This window comes from Rhizobium sp. UFLA01-1127, assembly GCF_059803845.1.
In genome coordinates this window covers 1-16,427 of the sequence record NZ_JAUQTZ010000138.1, presented here as the reverse complement: position 1 = coordinate 16,427, position 16,427 = coordinate 1, and the positions used below count along the sequence as shown (strand labels likewise).

At 59.5% G+C, this 16,427-nt stretch carries 17 protein-coding genes, 1 tRNA gene and 1 pseudogene; 11 read left to right on the top strand and 8 right to left on the bottom strand.

What is annotated here, in order from left to right:
- Positions 1-206, top strand: a 206-nt coding sequence (locus tag Q4Q11_RS25800) for a DUF2842 domain-containing protein (protein WP_498571258.1), incomplete at its 5' end; no start/stop codon positions are given.
- A 134-nt stretch (positions 207-340) separates the two neighbouring features.
- Positions 341-1,600 carry a GNAT family N-acetyltransferase gene (locus tag Q4Q11_RS25795; protein WP_112679162.1) on the top strand — a complete coding sequence of 420 codons (1,260 nt, stop codon included), beginning with the start codon at positions 341-343 and terminating at the stop codon, positions 1,598-1,600.
- Here Q4Q11_RS25795 and Q4Q11_RS25790 read toward each other — a convergent pair whose 3' ends face one another.
- Positions 1,601-3,823 (bottom strand): GumC family protein, encoded by a 2,223-nt coding sequence (locus Q4Q11_RS25790; protein ID WP_498571257.1) that lies wholly within the window; start codon positions 3,821-3,823, stop codon positions 1,601-1,603. It abuts the gene before it with no gap.
- Positions 3,824-4,017: 194 nt separating this feature from the next.
- Between Q4Q11_RS25790 and Q4Q11_RS25785 the strand changes: the two genes are divergently transcribed.
- The 6 genes and pseudogenes from Q4Q11_RS25785 (at position 4,018) to Q4Q11_RS25760 (ending at position 9,374) form a co-directional block, all read left to right on the top strand.
- Positions 4,018-4,593, top strand: a complete 576-nt coding sequence (locus Q4Q11_RS25785; RefSeq protein ID WP_112511009.1) for a polysaccharide biosynthesis/export family protein — start codon at positions 4,018-4,020, stop codon at positions 4,591-4,593.
- Between the two features lie 9 nt (positions 4,594-4,602).
- Positions 4,603-5,748: a glycosyltransferase family 4 protein gene (locus Q4Q11_RS25780; RefSeq protein WP_498571256.1), complete on the top strand. Its 1,146-nt coding sequence runs from the start codon at positions 4,603-4,605 to the stop codon at positions 5,746-5,748.
- Positions 5,749-5,824: 76 nt separating this feature from the next.
- Positions 5,825-7,381: an undecaprenyl-phosphate glucose phosphotransferase gene (locus Q4Q11_RS25775; protein ID WP_498571255.1), complete on the top strand. Its 1,557-nt coding sequence runs from the start codon at positions 5,825-5,827 to the stop codon at positions 7,379-7,381.
- A 98-nt stretch (positions 7,382-7,479) separates the two neighbouring features.
- Positions 7,480-7,683: pseudogene (locus Q4Q11_RS25770) on the top strand (hypothetical protein); the annotation flags it as partial.
- The gene (locus tag Q4Q11_RS25765; RefSeq protein ID WP_498571254.1) at positions 7,680-8,915 is read left to right on the top strand and encodes a glycosyltransferase family 4 protein; all 1,236 of its coding nucleotides are present in this window, start codon (positions 7,680-7,682) and stop codon (positions 8,913-8,915) included. The pseudogene Q4Q11_RS25770 and the gene Q4Q11_RS25765, both read left to right, overlap by 4 nt.
- A gap of 168 nt (positions 8,916-9,083) precedes the next feature.
- The gene (locus Q4Q11_RS25760) at positions 9,084-9,374 is read left to right on the top strand and encodes a helix-turn-helix domain-containing protein (protein ID WP_498571253.1); all 291 of its coding nucleotides are present in this window, start codon (positions 9,084-9,086) and stop codon (positions 9,372-9,374) included.
- Between the two features lie 124 nt (positions 9,375-9,498).
- On the opposite strand, the gene Q4Q11_RS25755 is transcribed toward Q4Q11_RS25760, so the two are convergent.
- The gene (locus Q4Q11_RS25755) at positions 9,499-10,509 is read right to left on the bottom strand and encodes an extracellular catalytic domain type 1 short-chain-length polyhydroxyalkanoate depolymerase (RefSeq protein ID WP_498571252.1); all 1,011 of its coding nucleotides are present in this window, start codon (positions 10,507-10,509) and stop codon (positions 9,499-9,501) included.
- Positions 10,510-10,732: 223 nt separating this feature from the next.
- Entirely contained in the window at positions 10,733-10,945 is a 213-nt protein-coding gene (locus tag Q4Q11_RS25750) for a hypothetical protein (RefSeq protein WP_112510998.1), read from the bottom strand.
- A 348-nt stretch (positions 10,946-11,293) separates the two neighbouring features.
- Here Q4Q11_RS25750 and Q4Q11_RS25745 point away from each other — a divergent pair, with 348 nt between their 5' ends.
- Together Q4Q11_RS25745 and Q4Q11_RS25740 are read left to right on the top strand one after the other, a co-directional pair.
- On the top strand, positions 11,294-11,686 hold the full coding sequence (locus Q4Q11_RS25745; RefSeq protein WP_112510996.1) for a hypothetical protein: 393 nt from the start codon (positions 11,294-11,296) through the stop codon (positions 11,684-11,686).
- A gap of 92 nt (positions 11,687-11,778) precedes the next feature.
- Positions 11,779-12,489 (top strand): thermonuclease family protein, encoded by a 711-nt coding sequence (locus Q4Q11_RS25740; RefSeq protein ID WP_498571251.1) that lies wholly within the window; start codon positions 11,779-11,781, stop codon positions 12,487-12,489.
- A gap of 36 nt (positions 12,490-12,525) precedes the next feature.
- Here Q4Q11_RS25740 and Q4Q11_RS25735 read toward each other — a convergent pair.
- Together Q4Q11_RS25735 and Q4Q11_RS25730 are read right to left on the bottom strand one after the other, a co-directional pair.
- A tRNA-Pro gene (locus Q4Q11_RS25735) sits at positions 12,526-12,602 on the bottom strand.
- A gap of 86 nt (positions 12,603-12,688) precedes the next feature.
- Positions 12,689-13,084, bottom strand: a complete 396-nt coding sequence (locus Q4Q11_RS25730; RefSeq protein ID WP_498571250.1) for a BA14K family protein — start codon at positions 13,082-13,084, stop codon at positions 12,689-12,691.
- Positions 13,085-13,259: 175 nt separating this feature from the next.
- Here Q4Q11_RS25730 and Q4Q11_RS25725 point away from each other — a divergent pair, with 175 nt between their 5' ends.
- Positions 13,260-13,517 (top strand): hypothetical protein, encoded by a 258-nt coding sequence (locus Q4Q11_RS25725; protein ID WP_498571249.1) that lies wholly within the window; start codon positions 13,260-13,262, stop codon positions 13,515-13,517.
- Between the two features lie 205 nt (positions 13,518-13,722).
- Here the strand turns inward: Q4Q11_RS25725 and Q4Q11_RS25720 are convergent, their stop codons facing one another.
- The 3 genes from Q4Q11_RS25720 to Q4Q11_RS25710 all read right to left on the bottom strand — a co-directional run bounded on the left by Q4Q11_RS25720 (position 13,723) and on the right by Q4Q11_RS25710 (position 16,283).
- Positions 13,723-14,052 (bottom strand): hypothetical protein, encoded by a 330-nt coding sequence (locus Q4Q11_RS25720; RefSeq protein WP_112510988.1) that lies wholly within the window; start codon positions 14,050-14,052, stop codon positions 13,723-13,725.
- Between the two features lie 251 nt (positions 14,053-14,303).
- On the bottom strand, positions 14,304-15,410 hold the full coding sequence (locus Q4Q11_RS25715) for a porin (protein WP_112510986.1): 1,107 nt from the start codon (positions 15,408-15,410) through the stop codon (positions 14,304-14,306).
- Positions 15,411-15,737: 327 nt separating this feature from the next.
- Positions 15,738-16,283 (bottom strand): MerR family transcriptional regulator, encoded by a 546-nt coding sequence (locus tag Q4Q11_RS25710; RefSeq protein ID WP_113217783.1) that lies wholly within the window; start codon positions 16,281-16,283, stop codon positions 15,738-15,740.
- Positions 16,284-16,427 lie beyond the last annotated feature (144 nt).

The window sequence follows — 16,427 nt, the reverse complement described above, 5'->3', positions numbered from 1 at the left end:
CCCTTCGCCTGCGCAAATTCATCGGCATGATCCTGCTCGTGCTGCTGGTTGCAATCTATGCGATCGTTGCCATGATCGTTGCAGTGCGAACGCTTGCAGATCAACCCGGCTGGGTACATTTCCTGTATTTCTTTTTTAGCGGCATCGTCTGGGTGCTGCCGGCGATGGGCATCATTAAATGGATGGCGGGATCGCGCCCGCAATGACCTTTGCACTGGCGCGATTCACACAAGACTAACCCTGATCCGCGCCTTATCCGGCGCAGGTGTCTCATCTTAAGCCAAAAATAAGCCGTTGCCCGCCAGACTGCGTTCGAATACCGCGGAGCGGAGAAGATCGGATGCAGACCCAGACGCGAGATATCGCCGGCATGGCCGCTGCCGAGGCAGCGGGTGAACGGATTGCATCCCTTCCGATGCAGCCTGCCGCCGTCGCCCCGCTGCGGATCGACGTCTTTGACAGCATGGCACCGCTCGAGGCGGAGTGGCGTGCGCTGGAGCGGGACGATCTCTCGTCGCTGCACCAGAGCTACGACTGGTGCACGGCCTGGGCGGAGAGCTTCGGGCATCCCCTTGCCATCCTTCGCGGCTCCATCGAAGATCGCATCGCCTTCATCCTGCCGCTCGAGATCATTCGCGGCCGCGGAATAAGACGGGCCGAATTCATCGGCGCGCGCCACAGCAATATCAATACCGGCCTGTTTTCGCCGGAGTTCCTGGCGAATGGAGACCTGACCTCAGCCCAGACGGCAGCCATCGCGGCAGCCTTGCGCAGCAAGGCCGATCTCGCCGTCCTGCGCAACGTGCCGCTTGAATGGCGCGGCCGTAAAAATCCGCTCGCGGCACTGCCCGCCATCGAAAATCAGAACCATGCCTTCCAGCTACCCTTCCTCGGCAGTTTCGAAGCAAGTCTGAAGCAGGTGAACGCCAAGCGGCGGCGCAAGAAATTCAAGCACCAGAGCCGGGTTCTCGATGCCAAAGGCGGCTACGAGCATGTGATTGCCGAGCCCGACCAGCAGCACGCGCTTCTCGACCTCTTCTTTCGCCAGAAGGCGGTACGCTTCAAGGATGCCGGCCTGCCCGACGTCTTCGATGACGTTCCGACCCGATCGGCCTTCCATAGGCTGCTGCGGCAGAACGAGGACGGTGGCTTCGATGCGACGCTGCAGATGCACGCGCTGCGGCTGAAGGGAGAGCATGAGGGACATATACCCGCGGTCGCAGCATTGTCTCGCAAGGGAGATCACGTCATCTGCCAGTTTGCCTCTATCGACGAGGCCACCGTTGCCGAGGCAAGCCCCGGCGAATTGCTTTTCTGGCTGATGATCGAGCGGCTGCATCGCGAAGGCGCCGCCCTCTTCGATTTCGGCATCGGCGACCAGATCTACAAGCGCTCCTGGTGCCCGATGGAGACCGTGCAGCATGACCTGTTCCTGCCTGTCTCAGGCATTGGCAATCTGGCTGCGATGGCACAACGGGGCGTCACGCGCACGAAGACAGCGATCAAATCCAATCGAAAGCTCTATTCGTTCATCCAGCGACTGCGGGCGCGACGCGGCGCCGGCGCAGCGGCGGACAACAGCGACAGCGACGGCGATTGATCAGGCTGCGTCGCGGCGCGTATCAGGGTCATGCTCCTCACGCCAGCCGGACATCAGGATGATGTGCTCATAGCCGGCCTTCTGAAACTCCGTCATGGCTGCCATGAACTGGCTTTCGTTGGGCTCGGGCATGGAGAGGATGATTTCCGTATCCTTGCTGCGGGTCAGCCGTGCGACGCCGGAAACCTCCGCCGCGCCACACTCCACAAGAACGATGTCATAGGCGGAACCCAGCGCATCTAGTATCAGCGAGAGGCGGTCGGCGCCACGCATGGCGCGGGCAAGGTCGCTCGTGCCCTGCGGCACGAGATGGGCATCCGACAGGCGATCCGGATGGATCGTATCGGCAAAGGCAGCTTCGCCGCACAGCAGATCCGTCACGCCGGCCAGCTCGCCGTGTTCGGCCATAAGCCTCGAGGGACATCCGGTGCCGGTCATATCCACCAGCACGATGCGGCTTCCCGCATCGGCGACGGTCCGCGCAAGCATGACCGTTGCCGTAGAGCCACTATCACCGGTCGGAGATATGGCGATCGCAAGCCGCGAACCGCTGTCGATCAGATAATCGGCGACGGACTGGATGGAGAAGTCCTCCTCTTCCTCCGTCGCCTGAGCCGCTTCCTTGAGTTCGTGCTGCGGAACGCTTGCAGCAGTCGCGACATGAACCGGGACGTCCTCTGCAGGGACCGAGAGCATACTTGCGGGCACCTCCCTGTTTCCGGCTCTGGCAACGGCCCGCAGCGGGGCCGGCTCGTCAAAGGTGGGCTGAGCTTCCTCCGATGCCTCCTGCACGGCGGCATCCTCCTTGCGAACAGTGCCGACCGGCCGCAATGCACGGCCGCTGAACAGCTCGGCAAGCATGATGACGATGGACGTCAGGATGAAGGTCGCCAAGGTTGCAACGACGACAATGGGGCCGACCTTCGGAAAGGACGGATCGACCGGCTCGACCGCCGTCGAGACGACGCGGGCGTCGGCGGGGCTGGAATTCTTATCCACGCGAGAGGCTGCCTCGCGATAGCGGGCAAGATAGGTTTCAAGCAACTGCCGCTCGGCGGCCGCTTCCCGCTCCAGCGCGTTCAGACCGACCTCATCCTCCCCTGCCCTGGCGCTGTCGGCCTTCAAGGTGTTCGACTGAGCCAACAGCTGCTGCTCGCGCAGTTGAGCCACCTTCGCCTCGTTCTCGATGCTTGCCAGAATCCTCTGGGTCTCGCGATTGATCTGCTGCCGGATATCGGCGAGCTGCGCCCGCAAGCTCTTCAAGCGCGGGTGTCCGTCCATCAGCGTCGTGGAGAGGTCGGATATCTGCGACTCCAGGCTCGACTCCGTCGCCTTCAGCCGCTGAATGGTCTGCGATCCGGAGACATCGCTGAGCGTGTCGGTGGAGCGGCCGCTCGACAGCGCGCCGCGCACCGCTTGCGCCCGCGCCTCGGCATTGGCCCTGTCACCCCGCACCTGTGCCAGCTGCGTTGAAATGTCGGCAAGCTGCTGGGTGGCGAAATTATTGTTCTGGCTGGTCTGAAGCAGTCCATTCGCAGAGCGGTAGTCCGCGATCTTCTTTTCGGCCTCGCTGACTTTATCGCGCAGCCTCGCGATCTCCGGTTCCAGCCAGCGCGTCGCCTCGCTGTTGGAATCGAGCTTGGCGCCGCTCTGCATCGACAGATAGACCTGCGCCATCGCATTCGGCACGCTAGCCGCAAGACCGGGATCACGGGAGGTGAAGCTTATGCCGATCACGCGCGAGGTATTGATCTGGTAAACCTGCAGCCGGGTATTGAAAGCGTCCAGCATTCGCTCTTCCGGTGCCTTATCGGCCGCAGCCCGCTTCAGGTGCAGCTTGACGAGAATGTCGGAAAGTGCGGAGCCGTTGCTGCCGGACGCAAAGTCCGGGCGGTCGTAGAGCTTGAGATTGGTGATGACCTGTTTGACCAGATCGGCCGACTGCAGAATCTGAACCTGGCTGGCGATATTGAGCTCATCCAACAAGGGGCCGGCACTGGAATCATTGCCCGATGTCGTCGTCGCAAAGGCCGGAGCGCGCTGCTCTATCAGAATGCGAGCCTCGCTGCGGTATTCCGGCGAGATGACCTTGGCGATCACGAACGCGGCGCAGGCGCCTGCCAGCGTGATCGCGATGACGCGCACCCGCCGCCGCCACACGGCGCGGAAGAGCTGAGCGAGATCGATGTCCACATCCTGCTGGGTATTGTTGACCGCGGACATATGCAAAAACTCCGTAATAGAAAGCCAAAATTAAACGTAAACGACTAGGGTAACCCAAGCGTTAATAGTATTTCGCCGATACTATGTTTGGCGTCTCTAATTTTTTGCCGGAATTTTCCTTTGCTCTTTACCGGCCGTTAACCCTAACGGATTGATAACGACGGCAGTGATTTTCCCTTTCCAAAGAGCGCGAAATGCCCTTCGCAAAGCCAAAGATTGTCCTGGCGCTTGGCATGGCCGCCGTGAGCGTCGCGCTTGCCGGCTGCAATACCTATCAGCCTGCGCCGAAAGCCTTCAATGAGGCCACGATCCAGCCTTATGCGCTGGATAGCGGCGATCGGCTCCGGGTTACGGTATTCGACCAGCCGGGATTGACGAATACCTATACCGTCGACCAGGCCGGCTATATTGCCTTCCCGCTGATTGGCCAGGTCGCCGCCCGTGGCCGAACCTTGCAGCAACTCTCCGGCCAGATCGCGCAGAAACTCCGGCAGGGCTACATTCGCGATCCGGACGTTACCATCGACATCGATCGCTATCGTTCGGTCTACATCATGGGCGAGGTCGGTCAGCCGGGCCAATATTCTTATGTTCCCGGCATGACTATTCAAAATGCCATCGCAGTCGCAGGCGGCTTCACCAGCCGAGCCAACCAGGCCAATGCCGACGTCACCCGCAAGATCAACGGTCATGTCATGACCGGACGGGTCGGCATTTCGGATCCCGTGCTGGCAGGCGACACCATCTATGTCAGAGAGCGGTTGTTCTAAAGCCCGCTCATGGCCAGACCGCTAAAAATCCTCCACTGCTTCAGATCCCCGGTTGGTGGAATTTTCCGCCACGTCCGCGATTTGGCAGAGGAGCAAAGCAAAGCCGGACACGAAGTCGGCATACTCTGCGACAGTCTGACCGGCGGCGAGCATGAGGACCGCTTGTTCGACGACATCGCGCCCTTTTTGACTCTAGGCGTGATTCGCATACCGATCCGGCGGCAAATCAGTCTTTCGGATGCTGCCACGCTCTGGGGCGGGTACAAAAAAATCAAGAGTTTGCGGCCGGACGTGCTGCATGGGCATGGCGCCAAAGGCGGCCTGCTTGCACGCGTTCTCGGCTCGATGCTGCGGGTCAACAGGTATCGCGTAGCCCGCCTTTATACTGCGCATGGCGGCAGCCTGCACTTTCCTCGCGCTTCGCTGCAAGGCATGCTGGTGCACAGCCTCGAACGCATGCTGGAATTTCTGACCGACGGGCTGATCTTCATCTGCGATTTCGAACGCCGCACCTATGAAAGAAAGATCGGCAAACCCCGAACCCGTTCGGTGATGATCTACAACGGCATCAGCGAAAGGGACTTTCGCGATGTACCGACGCGATCCGACTCCGTGCATTTCGTCTATATCGGCATGCTGCGGGACCTGAAGGGTCCCGATCTGTTTGTGGACGCTTTCGCCAAAACGGAACGGCGGGCCGGCAGGCCGCTCTCTGCATTGATGATCGGCGACGGTCCAGACAAGGACAAATACCATCGAATGATGATTGAACGGGGCCTCGGCCACCGCATCGGCATGCTGCCGGCCATGCGCGTACACGAAGCTTTCGCCGTTTCGCAAAATGTCGTCGTTCCCTCACGCGCCGAAGCGATGCCCTATATCGTCCTGGAGGCGCTCGCGGCCGGAAAGACCGTCATCGCCTCGCGCGTCGGCGGCATCCCGGAAGCGCTCGGCGAAAACAGCGCGGCGCTCGCCAGACCGGACGATGCCGACGATCTCTCGCGCATCATGGCCGAAGCGATCGCGGAGCCGCAATGGGGACTTCGCAACATGCCCGATATTGGTGCAATCCGATCGAATTTTTCCGCCTCGCTCATGGCCCGGGATACTTTGCACCTGTATCAAAATATACTTGGCCTGGACGCAGACGGTTAGAATACAAGCAAGTGTTGTAAGTGTTTCTTAGCTGATTTCTGTTAGGCAATTTCCGGTAACGACCGGATAAATTGCCATGAACACCAAAGAAAAGTCCGAGCAATTTAACTTGGACAGTATCCGCAAGCAGGTTTCGGAAATCCGCACCCGCGGTGTCGAAGAGACCAGCGGCGCTCACCTCAACGGCGTAAACGCCTATGCCCGGCAAATCGCCGACCAGTTCCGCGAAACGAACCAGTCGCCGGCGATCATCATAGGGCAGTACCGGCTGTTTGAATTTCTGTCGCTGCTTGCATTCGGGCTTGCGATCCTGTTCCTCGGAACGGCGAGCAATCACCCGTTCCTGGCAAAAGCGGTCGTGACCTGCGCGCTCAGCGGTCTGGCGGTCGTGTTCCTGCAGATCGCCGATGCCTATCAGATACCGGTACTGCGCTCGCCGCATCGCTTCCTGCACCGGATTCTCGGATCGTGGGCAGCCGCCTTCGCGGTCATGACTGTCGCTCTTGTCCCGTTCGACATTAACGATATCTATTCCGTCCACCTCCTCGGCGTCTGGCTTGCTGCGGGGGCGGCTTTCCTCCTCATCGCCCGTCTGCTCTTCGCCTATGGCATCCGCCACTGGGCTCGCAACGGTACGATGGAAAGACGCGCCGTGATCGTCGGAGGCGGCGAGCCGGCCAAGGAACTTATCCGCGCGCTCGAACATCAGCCGGACAACGATATCCGCGTCTGCGGCATCTTCGACGATCGCGGCGAAAAGCGCTCCCCCATCATGGTGGCCGGCTATCCGAAACTCGGTACGGTCGCGGAACTGGTCGAGTTCGCCCGGCTGGTGCGCATCGACATGCTGATCATAGCACTGCCGATCAGCGCAGAAGACCGTATCCTGCAACTGCTCAAGATGCTGTGGGTGCTGCCCGCCGATATTCGTCTGGCGGCGCATGCCAACAAGCTGCGCTTCCGGCCCCGCGCCTATTCCCATGTGGGCGCCGTGCCGATGCTCGACATCTTCAACAAGCCGATCCGGGACTGGGATGGTGTCGCCAAGCGCATCTTCGACGTCTTCTTCAGCCTGGTCGCGCTTTCCCTGCTCTGGCCGATCATGCTCGGAGCGGCCATTGCCGTGAAGGCGACCTCGAAAGGGCCGGTCTTCTTCATGCAGAAGCGGCACGGCTTCAACAACGAGATCATCAACGTCTTCAAGTTCCGCTCGATGTACACGCATATGAGCGATCCATCGGCGCGCAACGCCGTGACCAAGAACGACCCGCGCGTCACGCCTGTCGGGCGCTTCATCCGCAAGACGTCGATCGATGAACTGCCGCAGCTTTTCAATGTGCTGCTCGGCAACCTTTCGCTCGTCGGCCCGCGACCGCATGCGGTGCTTGCGGCCAGCCATAACCGCACCTATGCCGATGTCGTCGAGGGCTATTTCGCGCGCCATCGCGTGAAGCCCGGCGTGACCGGCTGGGCGCAGATCAACGGCTGGCGCGGCGAGATCGACAGCGACGACAAGATCAAGTTCCGCACGGCCTATGACCTTTACTACATCGAGAACTGGTCGCTGCTCTTCGATCTGAAGATCCTCTTCCTGACGCCTTTCCGTCTGCTCAATACGGAAAATGCCTATTGAGCGCGATCGACCTTTCATTGCCTCGCGTCGCGCGACCGCAGCTTGCCACCATGCGGCTGCTCGGCACCGCGCGCGTCGCCATCGGCGTGTTCCTGTCCGGATTCCGCAGCCTGCTGCGCGAGCGGCCCGCGCAGCCTGTCGTCATGATCGCCTGGATCGTCATTCTCGGTCACCTCGGCATCGGCAATGTCATCGATACCGACCATTGGCGCCATCTCTACATGCTCGTCGGCATCGTCTGGGGCTGCGGCGCACTTGAGCAAAAGTATCAGCGTAGCTTGAGCGGAAGGGAAGCGCCGTGAATATTCGCACCAGCATCAGACGCCTGTCGCTGCTGCAGGTTCTCGAGCCGAGCGGCGGCGGCTCCGGGCGGCATTTTCTCGATCTGTGCCGGGCCATGCAGCATCGCGGCCATTCGGTGACCGCCGTCTACTCACCGGTGCGTGCGGAGCCGGCCTTCGTCGCCGAACTGGAGCGGATCGGCCTCGACAATGTCGTTCCGCTCGCCATGCGGCGCGCTCCAGGTCCCTGGGACCTGTCGGCATGGTGGCATTTGCGCAAGATCGCTGCGGCGCACGGGCCGTTCGATCTGATCCACGGTCATAGCTCCAAGGCCGGCGCCCTGACACGGCTGCGGCTGCCGGGCCGCCATATTCCGATTCTTTACACTCCACATGCCTTTCGGACCATGGATCCGACGCTCGGCACCAAGGGACGCTTGATCTACGGCGGCATCGAGCGCTTTCTCGGCAGTTGGCTGACGGACCGCGTGGTCTGCGTTTCGCAGGATGAATACAATCATGCGCTGTCGCTCGGCATTCCCAGGGCGCGCCTGCGTGTCGTCGTCAACGGCGTCAGGACGCCGCCTGCGAGCCAGCGCGCAGCCATCCGGAAACGATATGACATTCCGCAGGATGCGCTCCTCTTCGGTTTCGTCGGCCGGATGACCCAGCAAAAGGCGCCGGAGCGCCTCGTTGCGGCCTTTGTGCGGGTGGCTGCGGAATTGCCGCAGGCTCATCTGCTGATGATCGGCGTCGGTGAGTTGGCAGATACCATTCGAAACATGATCAAGGGCTCCGGTCTCGAACACCGCGTCCGGCTTGACGGTGGCGTGCCGGGTGCGACTGCCATTGATGCCTTCGACGCGGTCGTCATGCCGAGCCGCTACGAAGCGATGTCCTATGTGATGCTGGAGGCGGCCGCCGCCGGCAAACCGCTCCTGCTGACGGATGTCGGTGGCGCGCGCACGGTGCTGGAACACGGCAAGAACGGTTACATTATCCCGAACAGCGACGATCCGGCAGCGCTGGCTTCCGCGATGGTGCGCCTTGTCGATCCGACGGTGCTTGCAAGTTTTGCCATCGAAGCACGCCGCCGCAAGGACGGCTATACGCTGGCAGGCATGGCCGATGCGACCGAGAAAATCTACCATGACCTGCTCGGCTATCCCGCGCCGGCTCCGCTGGAGCTGGTCGCAAACAACATGTTGCGCGAGGCGATCGAGGACCACCGAAGAAACGCGGCCGCCTATTAAGGGCAGCGGCAATCTTTCAGATGCGCTTCCTTAGCTTCGGGCGCTTGATTTCAGGCACGTCGTTCCCACAAAACCGCCACGCACCTTCGCGTGGCATGCTCTCGCTTCGCGCGCGATTTTTATCCGAAATCGGTTCCGCTTTTTGGGCTGATGAGATAAAGTTAACCCATGATCACTTCAGCACAATTACGTGGCGCGCGGGCCATGCTCGGATTGACGACAGAAACGCTTGCCAGCGAGAGCAGGCTTCCGGTTGCGACGATCGAAGCGCTGGAAACAGAGGGCGGTTCGACCGATATCAAGGCGCTTGCCGCTCTTTGCTCCGTCCTCGAAAACCACGGCGTACTTTTCCTCGCCGGCGGCAGCGACGGAATGGGTGGCCCCGGCATACGCTTCAAGCATTGGTCTGACGATGACGGCATCCGGCCGGAAAACCTGAATGCCACCAATGATGATTGACGGCCCAGGCAGGTTGCGGTCTTCAGAACGGTTCAGCTTTTCACGAACCCTCTGAACCGCTCTGTCTCTTTGTTTCTCGCAATTCCGGACGGAAAGACCGCTGCACGGTTTTGCGCGGCCTCCCTTAGGCTGCAAGCTTCCAGCTTTTGACAAGCTCTTCGGGCGCCGAAAGGGCTGCCGGCAGGATATAGCGTTCAGTGTTGTTGGCCGGTTCCCAGCCCTCGACGATAGGGCCGACGGGCAGGCCATGTCCGAAGTCGTTCAGCGTTACCAGCTCGAGAATCATGTGGCCATAATCGTCACGCCATTCGCGCCGCTCGCCGCCCTCGAAGAGACGCAGCCGACCCTTGATGCGCGGACGCTCGCGTGCGGCAAGCCATTGCGCAACGGATGCCTCCGCATTGGCGAAGGATACCACCTCATCGGCATCGCCATGCCAGATGGAGACGACCGGAAAGCGTGCGGCTTCGGGGGAAACTTCGCGAACAAGGTCGCCCCATTTTTCGGCAGGACGGCTTGAGCCGCGTTTCATGACGTCAAGCGCCGACATGGCGTCGCGGGCGGCGCCGAAAGGCAGGCCGCCGATGACGGCGCCTGCGGCAAACAGTTCTGGATAGGTCACAAGCAGTGCAGCCGCCATGGCGCCGCCGGCCGACAGGCCCATCACAAAAATCCTGCTATGGTCAATCGTATGCAGCCGGCAGCTGAAATCGATCATTTCGCGAATGGAACCGAGCTCGCCGCGGTCGCGCGTCACCAGGCTCGGGCGAAACCAGTTGAAACAGAGATTTGGATTGTTCGATGCGTTCTGCTCTGCATAAAGCACGGCAAATCCATGCTGACGGGCAAGTGCGGTCCAGCCGCTGGCGCGATCGAAATCCTCGGCATTCTGGTGACAGCCGTGCAGAACGACGACCAACGGCATCGGGCCTTTCACGCCCGGCGGTACATATTCCAGCATGCGCAGACCGCCGGGATTGCGGCCGAACCACAAAACATCCGTCAGCCGCTGCGACGACGGACGCGTGGAAACGCGGCGGCGCGACGGCTGCGTCATCGGAAACTTGAGCTGGGGCAGCTCGACGGAATCGACAAGCAGGCGGCGAAGCCGGCTCGGAACTTTAAAATTCATCATGGACCTTTCTATCCACGCCAGCCGCGGTCTGCTTTACCTTCGCTGCGGGCAGGCGCGCACTGCTCCTTTGCAGAATCAGTGACATCAAGACATCGAATCTCTTTGTGCAGCGCAGCATATATAGGAAGGCCCGTTCGCTGCGAACAGGCACAAAGCATCATTGCTGCTATGTGAAATCAGCTTAAATCGATTAGATTTTCGGCTGCAAAAAAACGCACCTGCGTCAGAAATAAGCCCGTGCAAGCGCAAGGAGTTTCGCGTCGTCCTTCACACCCTGGCGATAAAGCTGGATGATCAATGCACCGAGACGTTCAGCTTCAGGGCCGCGAGGATTCATGCCCCGATCTTTGCAAATCATATCCAACACCTTTTCAAGGCGATCCAGATCGTCTGAAAATAAGGGCAGATCTCTTGGATGGATAGGAGTTTCCAGCATTTGCGCGTCTCGTCATCCGTCGGCCAGAAGCACGCATCACATCGTCGGCACCCGATGTATGCCCGACGACTTCGATCGAGACTATGCGCTCTGTGCACAGGCTTGGCAAGGAAGCATTTTGGCCACCATCGCGACAGGCAATTCCGGGAAAAATGCACGGTTCTCCGTCGGGAATTGCGCGAAATTAAAGGATAGAGCTTTTTTGCGATTCGAAGAAAGCAGAAAGGCTCTATTTTATCTCCAATTCGCAAATCCTGCGGCAAATCGTGCCAAGCGTACAATTTTAAGTTAGCCCATCACCAAGCCTTCATTCCTATCTGCGACAAGCAGGAAAATGGAGGCACGACGATGACTAGATTTCTTATCCTTGCCGCTCTTGGCGCGGCATTTGCCGCTGCGGCACTGCCGGCTCTCGCGCAGAATTTTCCGAATCTTCCGCTGCGCAATCCCCGTCAACCGTCGGAAGGATATATTTCCGTGCAATCCGGAATATCGCTCTCTTTTCCGGTAACGGATAGCGATAGCGAAGCGCAGCAGGAAAAGGCCTTGAAATCCTTTTATAAGATCGCCGTAAGCGGTTGCGCCACCCTGCTCGACACCATCGCCGACACGTGTGAGATCAGTGCCATGTCGAGCAATACCGCGGTCAACAATTTCGATAGCCGCGGCTCGAGACTTTCCGTCAACGGACAGGTGACGATGTCGGTGAAGCTCAAGCCATCCACGGCGGCGGCGAAGTAGCCTTCGTCCATTGCTGTCAGCAATTCCGGGCGAAGCCAACGGATCGGTAAGAAATGGCGGCGATAATCCCCTCGTAACCGAGGGATGATACCATGGCGAAAGCGAAACGACGCACGCGGCGCAAGCCGCAATCAAAGGCGGGCAATTCGATGTGGCTATGGGGTGTCGTCGGTGTGGCGACGCTGGCTGGCATCTATGCCTATCAACATCGCAAGGACATGCCGTCGATGCTCGCTCATGCCGGCACGGTCGCCGGCATGCCGCTCATGGCCCAGAGCACGTCGCAGGACGCACCCGTGCCGATGACCAAGCCGAGGGTTAAGACGGCGGCTTCCGCCATTCCCGAACCCCGCACGACGGCTGCCTTGCCTGTGCCACCCGCGGCCATTCCGGTCGCGATGCCCGTCAGCAGGATACCGGTCGATCACCCCTCCCCCGGCCTGCGGGCACAGACGGGCGGCCGGTTCGTGCTTTGCGGCCCCGGTTCAGGCACCAATTGCGTCGTCGATGGCAATACCTTCTGGCAGGACGGCATCCGGATCCAGCTGGCCGATATCGATGTGCCGGATGCCGGCACAGCGCGCTGCCCAAGCGAGAGGCAGAAGGCAGTCGCCGCGAAATTGCGTCTGCAGGCCATACTCAACGACGGAACCTTCGTACTTTCAGGCAGCAATCGCCGCGACGACCAGAATGGCGGCAAGCTGCGCATCGCCATGCGCGCGGGACGCTCGCTCGGCGACCAGATGGTTTCCGAGGGCCTCGCACGCCGCTGGACGGGCCAGACATCATCCTGGTGTAGCTGATCTTTGGAAATTTGATTGGGAGTTCAAGGAGATAAATGGTCGGGGCGACTGGACTCGAACCAGCGACCCCTTGACCCCCAGTCAAGTGCGCTACCGGGCTGCGCTACGCCCCGACCTGCCGAAACGGCTTGTTTCGTTTAGAGTTTAGCGTTTCCCGACGCAAGCAAAAAGTGGCGGCCTGCTCAGAAAAAGTTCCGCCTCAGCGGCATGCTCGTCTTGGTCCGTGACTTGGCTGATAGGTATTATCCGAAGCGCGATAGGAGCGGTAGCGGCTCGCGCAGTCGCGCGCGTGGTTATCGTAATAGCTCTCAGAGCCATGTCTGTTGAACAGAGTGCCGGTTACAAAGGATTTGAAGAGCACGCCGCTGTCGGAATCGTCGTCATAGTAGCTGTCGGAGCCGTGCCGCTGATGCCCCCTGCCCCAGTGGTTGTGGTGATGCCAATGGTCACGGCCATGATCATGGACCTGAATGATATCGGACTTTTCGGGCAAGGACAGAACCGGCATCGTGATGGCGCCCGCAGGCATGGCAACACCTGCCGCCAGCAACAGACCGAAGCCAGCGGCCGTTATCGATCTGACAATCGTAAACATGTGCGACTCCTTCAAAATCCGGTGGCGGCGCCAAGCAAATCCGCGTGAGAACCTTGCTGCAGAGCACGTCGCCATTACCTGTATATAGTGATTTGAAACCACACTCATAGATGCTCTTCCGCCTTTATTGTGCGACGGATTTCGCTGGACGGAACGGGCTCGGAAAGTCAAAGCAATGAAGTCCTATATAATAGCTTTCACGCTCTGCGCACTGCTGCTTGCCGCGTGCAGCACCGCCCCGTTGCAGCCCGTCCCCGGCAGCATCACCTATGGCGGCCAGCCGCATATGAAGCTGGCAAAATCGCCTCCCGGTTCGCAATTCCAGCATCACTTCACCAACCAATGGGGCCAGGATGTTGTGGAAACCTACATCGTCCAGCCGGACCGGAGCCTGAAACTCGTCAATCGCCAGGAAATGAGCCCGCCAAACTAGAGCAATCCCAGGAAACGCGCGCGACGGTTTTCCGTCTGGAATTGCGTGAAAAAAGGGACGGAGCCTTTCCGCGATTCGAAGAACAGCGGAAAGCCTCCAAAGCGCGCCGCAATCTTTCATGCTTGGCGGTTCGTGGCCCCTGAAAACGAAAACTCCGTCGGTGTGAGCCGACGGAGCATGATGCGGCGGCGGACAAAGGCCGTGCTTACCAGCAGCGATAGCAGCGACGATAATAGGGACGGCCGTAATAGCCCCGATGGTGATGATTGTCGCTAACAGCGGCACCGACCAGGACGCCGCCAATGATGCCGGCTGCAGCCATGGCGGCTGCCTGGTTTTCAGCCTGTTGCGCCTGAGCGCGATTGGATTGGTAAGTCGCACCAACGCAGCGGCTGTAGCGCTGTGTCCCCGGGCGAAATCCTTGCGACTGACAGGTCATTTCGGCATTCATCGCAGATTCCTGCGGCGTCTGACAGCTCGATAGAATGGTTGATATGGCGACGAGGCTCGCCGCCATGGTGGCACGTATGCGCATATTCCCTCCGGCAATTCAGGATACAACCCGAAGGATGTGAAATACAGCCGATGGTAAGCTTTAGCAAGCCAACTCATCGAGCAGTGCGCGAAACCTGGCGGAAAGTGCTGAAAATCACACGCGAAGACGGAATCTTGCTTAACATCTGGATAGAAAAACGTAGCAAAACGAAAAGGCCTCGCATGATGCACGGCCTTTTCGCCGACCTTATGTTCCTGTCGTCATCACCGAGCTGCGAAATTCAGCCCCGATCAGAAGTTCCGCTCGAAACGCAGGATGCCCGCCACCGTGTCGTCCTTGATGAAGTCATAGTGCATATAGGTAACTTCCGGCTCGATCAGAAAGTCCTTGACCGGATGGATCTTCAGGTTGGTGGTCGCCTCGAAAATCTTCGATTCGGTATAGGCAAGCTGCAGGTTCCACTTCAGCTTGTCGTTGATCGGAACGCCGACGCCACCCCAAAGCGCCCAGTCACCCCAGCCGCACTTGGCCGCATTGACAGTGCCGTTCGATGCCGTGCAAGCCGAGATATCCTGATTGGTGCCGGCATATTTGTTGAGTTTGTCGCCATCGGTATTCCAGCCGCCCATCAGGAAGGCTTCCACGCCACCGAACTTGGCGTCGATACGGGCCTTGATGGCGCCTTCCTCGACGATCGAGTCGTAGCCGCCGACGATCTTGAAGCCCCAGTCGCCCGTCTTGTAGCCAAGGCCTGCCACGACGTCGGGAGCATAGTGATTGGATTTGTCGTCGGTCCACCAGCCGGCACCGTAAGATGCCGAGCCGTCGGAGGTCGAGTTGCTATCCTCAAGCGAGATGACGGCCGTGAAGCCATTGCCGGCGTCGTAGTTGTAGGTCAGCTGGTTGAGCTCATAGGGGCCGTCATAGATCGCATCATCGTTGACGACGTCACCGGCATAACCAGCGTAAAGATTGAACTGTGAATCGAGCTTGCCAACCGTGAAGCCGGCAAGGCTGATATTCGCAAACAGCAGCTTGGACGACGTCGCGCCTCCGTCGTTCCATTCCCAACGGTAGATGGTGTTGGTCTTCAGCGGCCCGTATTCTGTGTCCGTGGCCGTATCGACATCGAGCTCCACCCGCTCGTGCCACAGCGTGCCGACCTTACTGCGGGGATTATAGGCGTCATACCACTCGCCTTCGGTACGGACTTTTCCACCGATCTTCAGGCAGGTTTCTGTGCCGGGAATATAGAAATAGCCTGTGCCGTACCCATCGCAGATACGGACATATTCAAGCGGTTCCGGCTCGGCAGCAACAATAGCGTCGGCGGCATGGGCAGCACCAGCTGCGGCAATAGCAGCAGCTGAGCCAAGAAGAAGGCTCTTGATGTTCATGGTATCTCCATTCGACTATCATCCGTCAGAGATGGAGTCTCTCGGCAGGCAGCGGCGTGCCCCTCCATAGCCTGACTGTTCCCGTTCAAACGGGACGAAGCAAAGAAGCTTCGCCAGCAAGCTGAACCCGCGATCCCACCGCGGCAAGTTAATAAGGCTGCCGAACTAATTTTCACAACGCAGAAGGGCAGCAGGTGTGATAAAAATATCACTCGTAAGCATAACCAGCCAGCACACGCATAAACCACGGCAAATCGCAGCATAGTTGCACGTGACCAAAATTATATTGCGCCTTCATGCGGCCGCTATCGCAAACGGAGTGGCGTCCTATCGCACCTGATCAAGCAGGCGCTTGCACTCCAGAAGATCGTAGAGCGTCTCTTGAAGCAAAGCGCGATCTTCCTTGCCGACGCTGGATTTGCCGATCGAAACATCCGGCACGCCGTCATCGCCGCTGACGAAATTGAAGAAGCGGCGGCTTATCGGCGCCTTGGCGCGGCCGACAATCTGATCCTCATCAGGATTGGCGGAGCTGATGCGCGGCTCGACAGCCGCAGGCTCCTGCGCCGCGGCAAGCGCCTCCACACTCGCAAGATCGCCATGCCCGACGGCGATGACAAACTTATTGCCATTGGTCTTCAGAAGCTTCTGAACACCCTTGATCGTATAGCCGTGATCGTAAAGCAGATGACGGATGCCATTCAGCAGATCGACGTCTTCCGGGCGATAATAGCGCCTGCCGCCGCCGCGCTTCATCGGCTTGATCTGCGGAAACCTGGTCTCCCAGAACCGTAGGACATGCTGCGGCAGATCAAGGTCTTCGGCTACTTCGCTGATCGTGCGAAATGCATCAGGGCTCTTGTCCATCATCATACTCCCACAGTGCGCGAACGGCGCCATTCGGCCGGATCACTAAGAAGGGATATCGATATCCGCGATTCTCAACGATGCGACTCACCATATTTCAACGGTTTGGCGGCGGAAATTCAAGTCACATCTTCAGCCGCTGCACAGGCT

Coding starts and splice junctions, on each gene's coding strand:
- Q4Q11_RS25790 (WP_498571257.1), bottom strand. CDS start 3,823: ATGTCCGCGGTCAACAATACCCAGCAGGATGTGGACATCGATCTCGCT.
- Q4Q11_RS25725 (WP_498571249.1), top strand. CDS start 13,260: ATGAAGTCCTATATAATAGCTTTCACGCTCTGCGCACTGCTGCTTGCC.
- Q4Q11_RS25795 (WP_112679162.1), top strand. CDS start 341: ATGCAGACCCAGACGCGAGATATCGCCGGCATGGCCGCTGCCGAGGCA.
- Q4Q11_RS25760 (WP_498571253.1), top strand. CDS start 9,084: ATGATCACTTCAGCACAATTACGTGGCGCGCGGGCCATGCTCGGATTG.
- Q4Q11_RS25785 (WP_112511009.1), top strand. CDS start 4,018: ATGCCCTTCGCAAAGCCAAAGATTGTCCTGGCGCTTGGCATGGCCGCC.
- Q4Q11_RS25720 (WP_112510988.1), bottom strand. CDS start 14,052: ATGCGCATACGTGCCACCATGGCGGCGAGCCTCGTCGCCATATCAACC.
- Q4Q11_RS25730 (WP_498571250.1), bottom strand. CDS start 13,084: ATGTTTACGATTGTCAGATCGATAACGGCCGCTGGCTTCGGTCTGTTG.
- Q4Q11_RS25780 (WP_498571256.1), top strand. CDS start 4,603: ATGGCCAGACCGCTAAAAATCCTCCACTGCTTCAGATCCCCGGTTGGT.
- Q4Q11_RS25710 (WP_113217783.1), bottom strand. CDS start 16,283: ATGATGATGGACAAGAGCCCTGATGCATTTCGCACGATCAGCGAAGTA.
- Q4Q11_RS25750 (WP_112510998.1), bottom strand. CDS start 10,945: ATGCTGGAAACTCCTATCCATCCAAGAGATCTGCCCTTATTTTCAGAC.
- Q4Q11_RS25715 (WP_112510986.1), bottom strand. CDS start 15,410: ATGAACATCAAGAGCCTTCTTCTTGGCTCAGCTGCTGCTATTGCCGCA.
- Q4Q11_RS25755 (WP_498571252.1), bottom strand. CDS start 10,509: ATGATGAATTTTAAAGTTCCGAGCCGGCTTCGCCGCCTGCTTGTCGAT.
- Q4Q11_RS25740 (WP_498571251.1), top strand. CDS start 11,779: ATGGCGAAAGCGAAACGACGCACGCGGCGCAAGCCGCAATCAAAGGCG.
- Q4Q11_RS25775 (WP_498571255.1), top strand. CDS start 5,825: ATGAACACCAAAGAAAAGTCCGAGCAATTTAACTTGGACAGTATCCGC.
- Q4Q11_RS25745 (WP_112510996.1), top strand. CDS start 11,294: ATGACTAGATTTCTTATCCTTGCCGCTCTTGGCGCGGCATTTGCCGCT.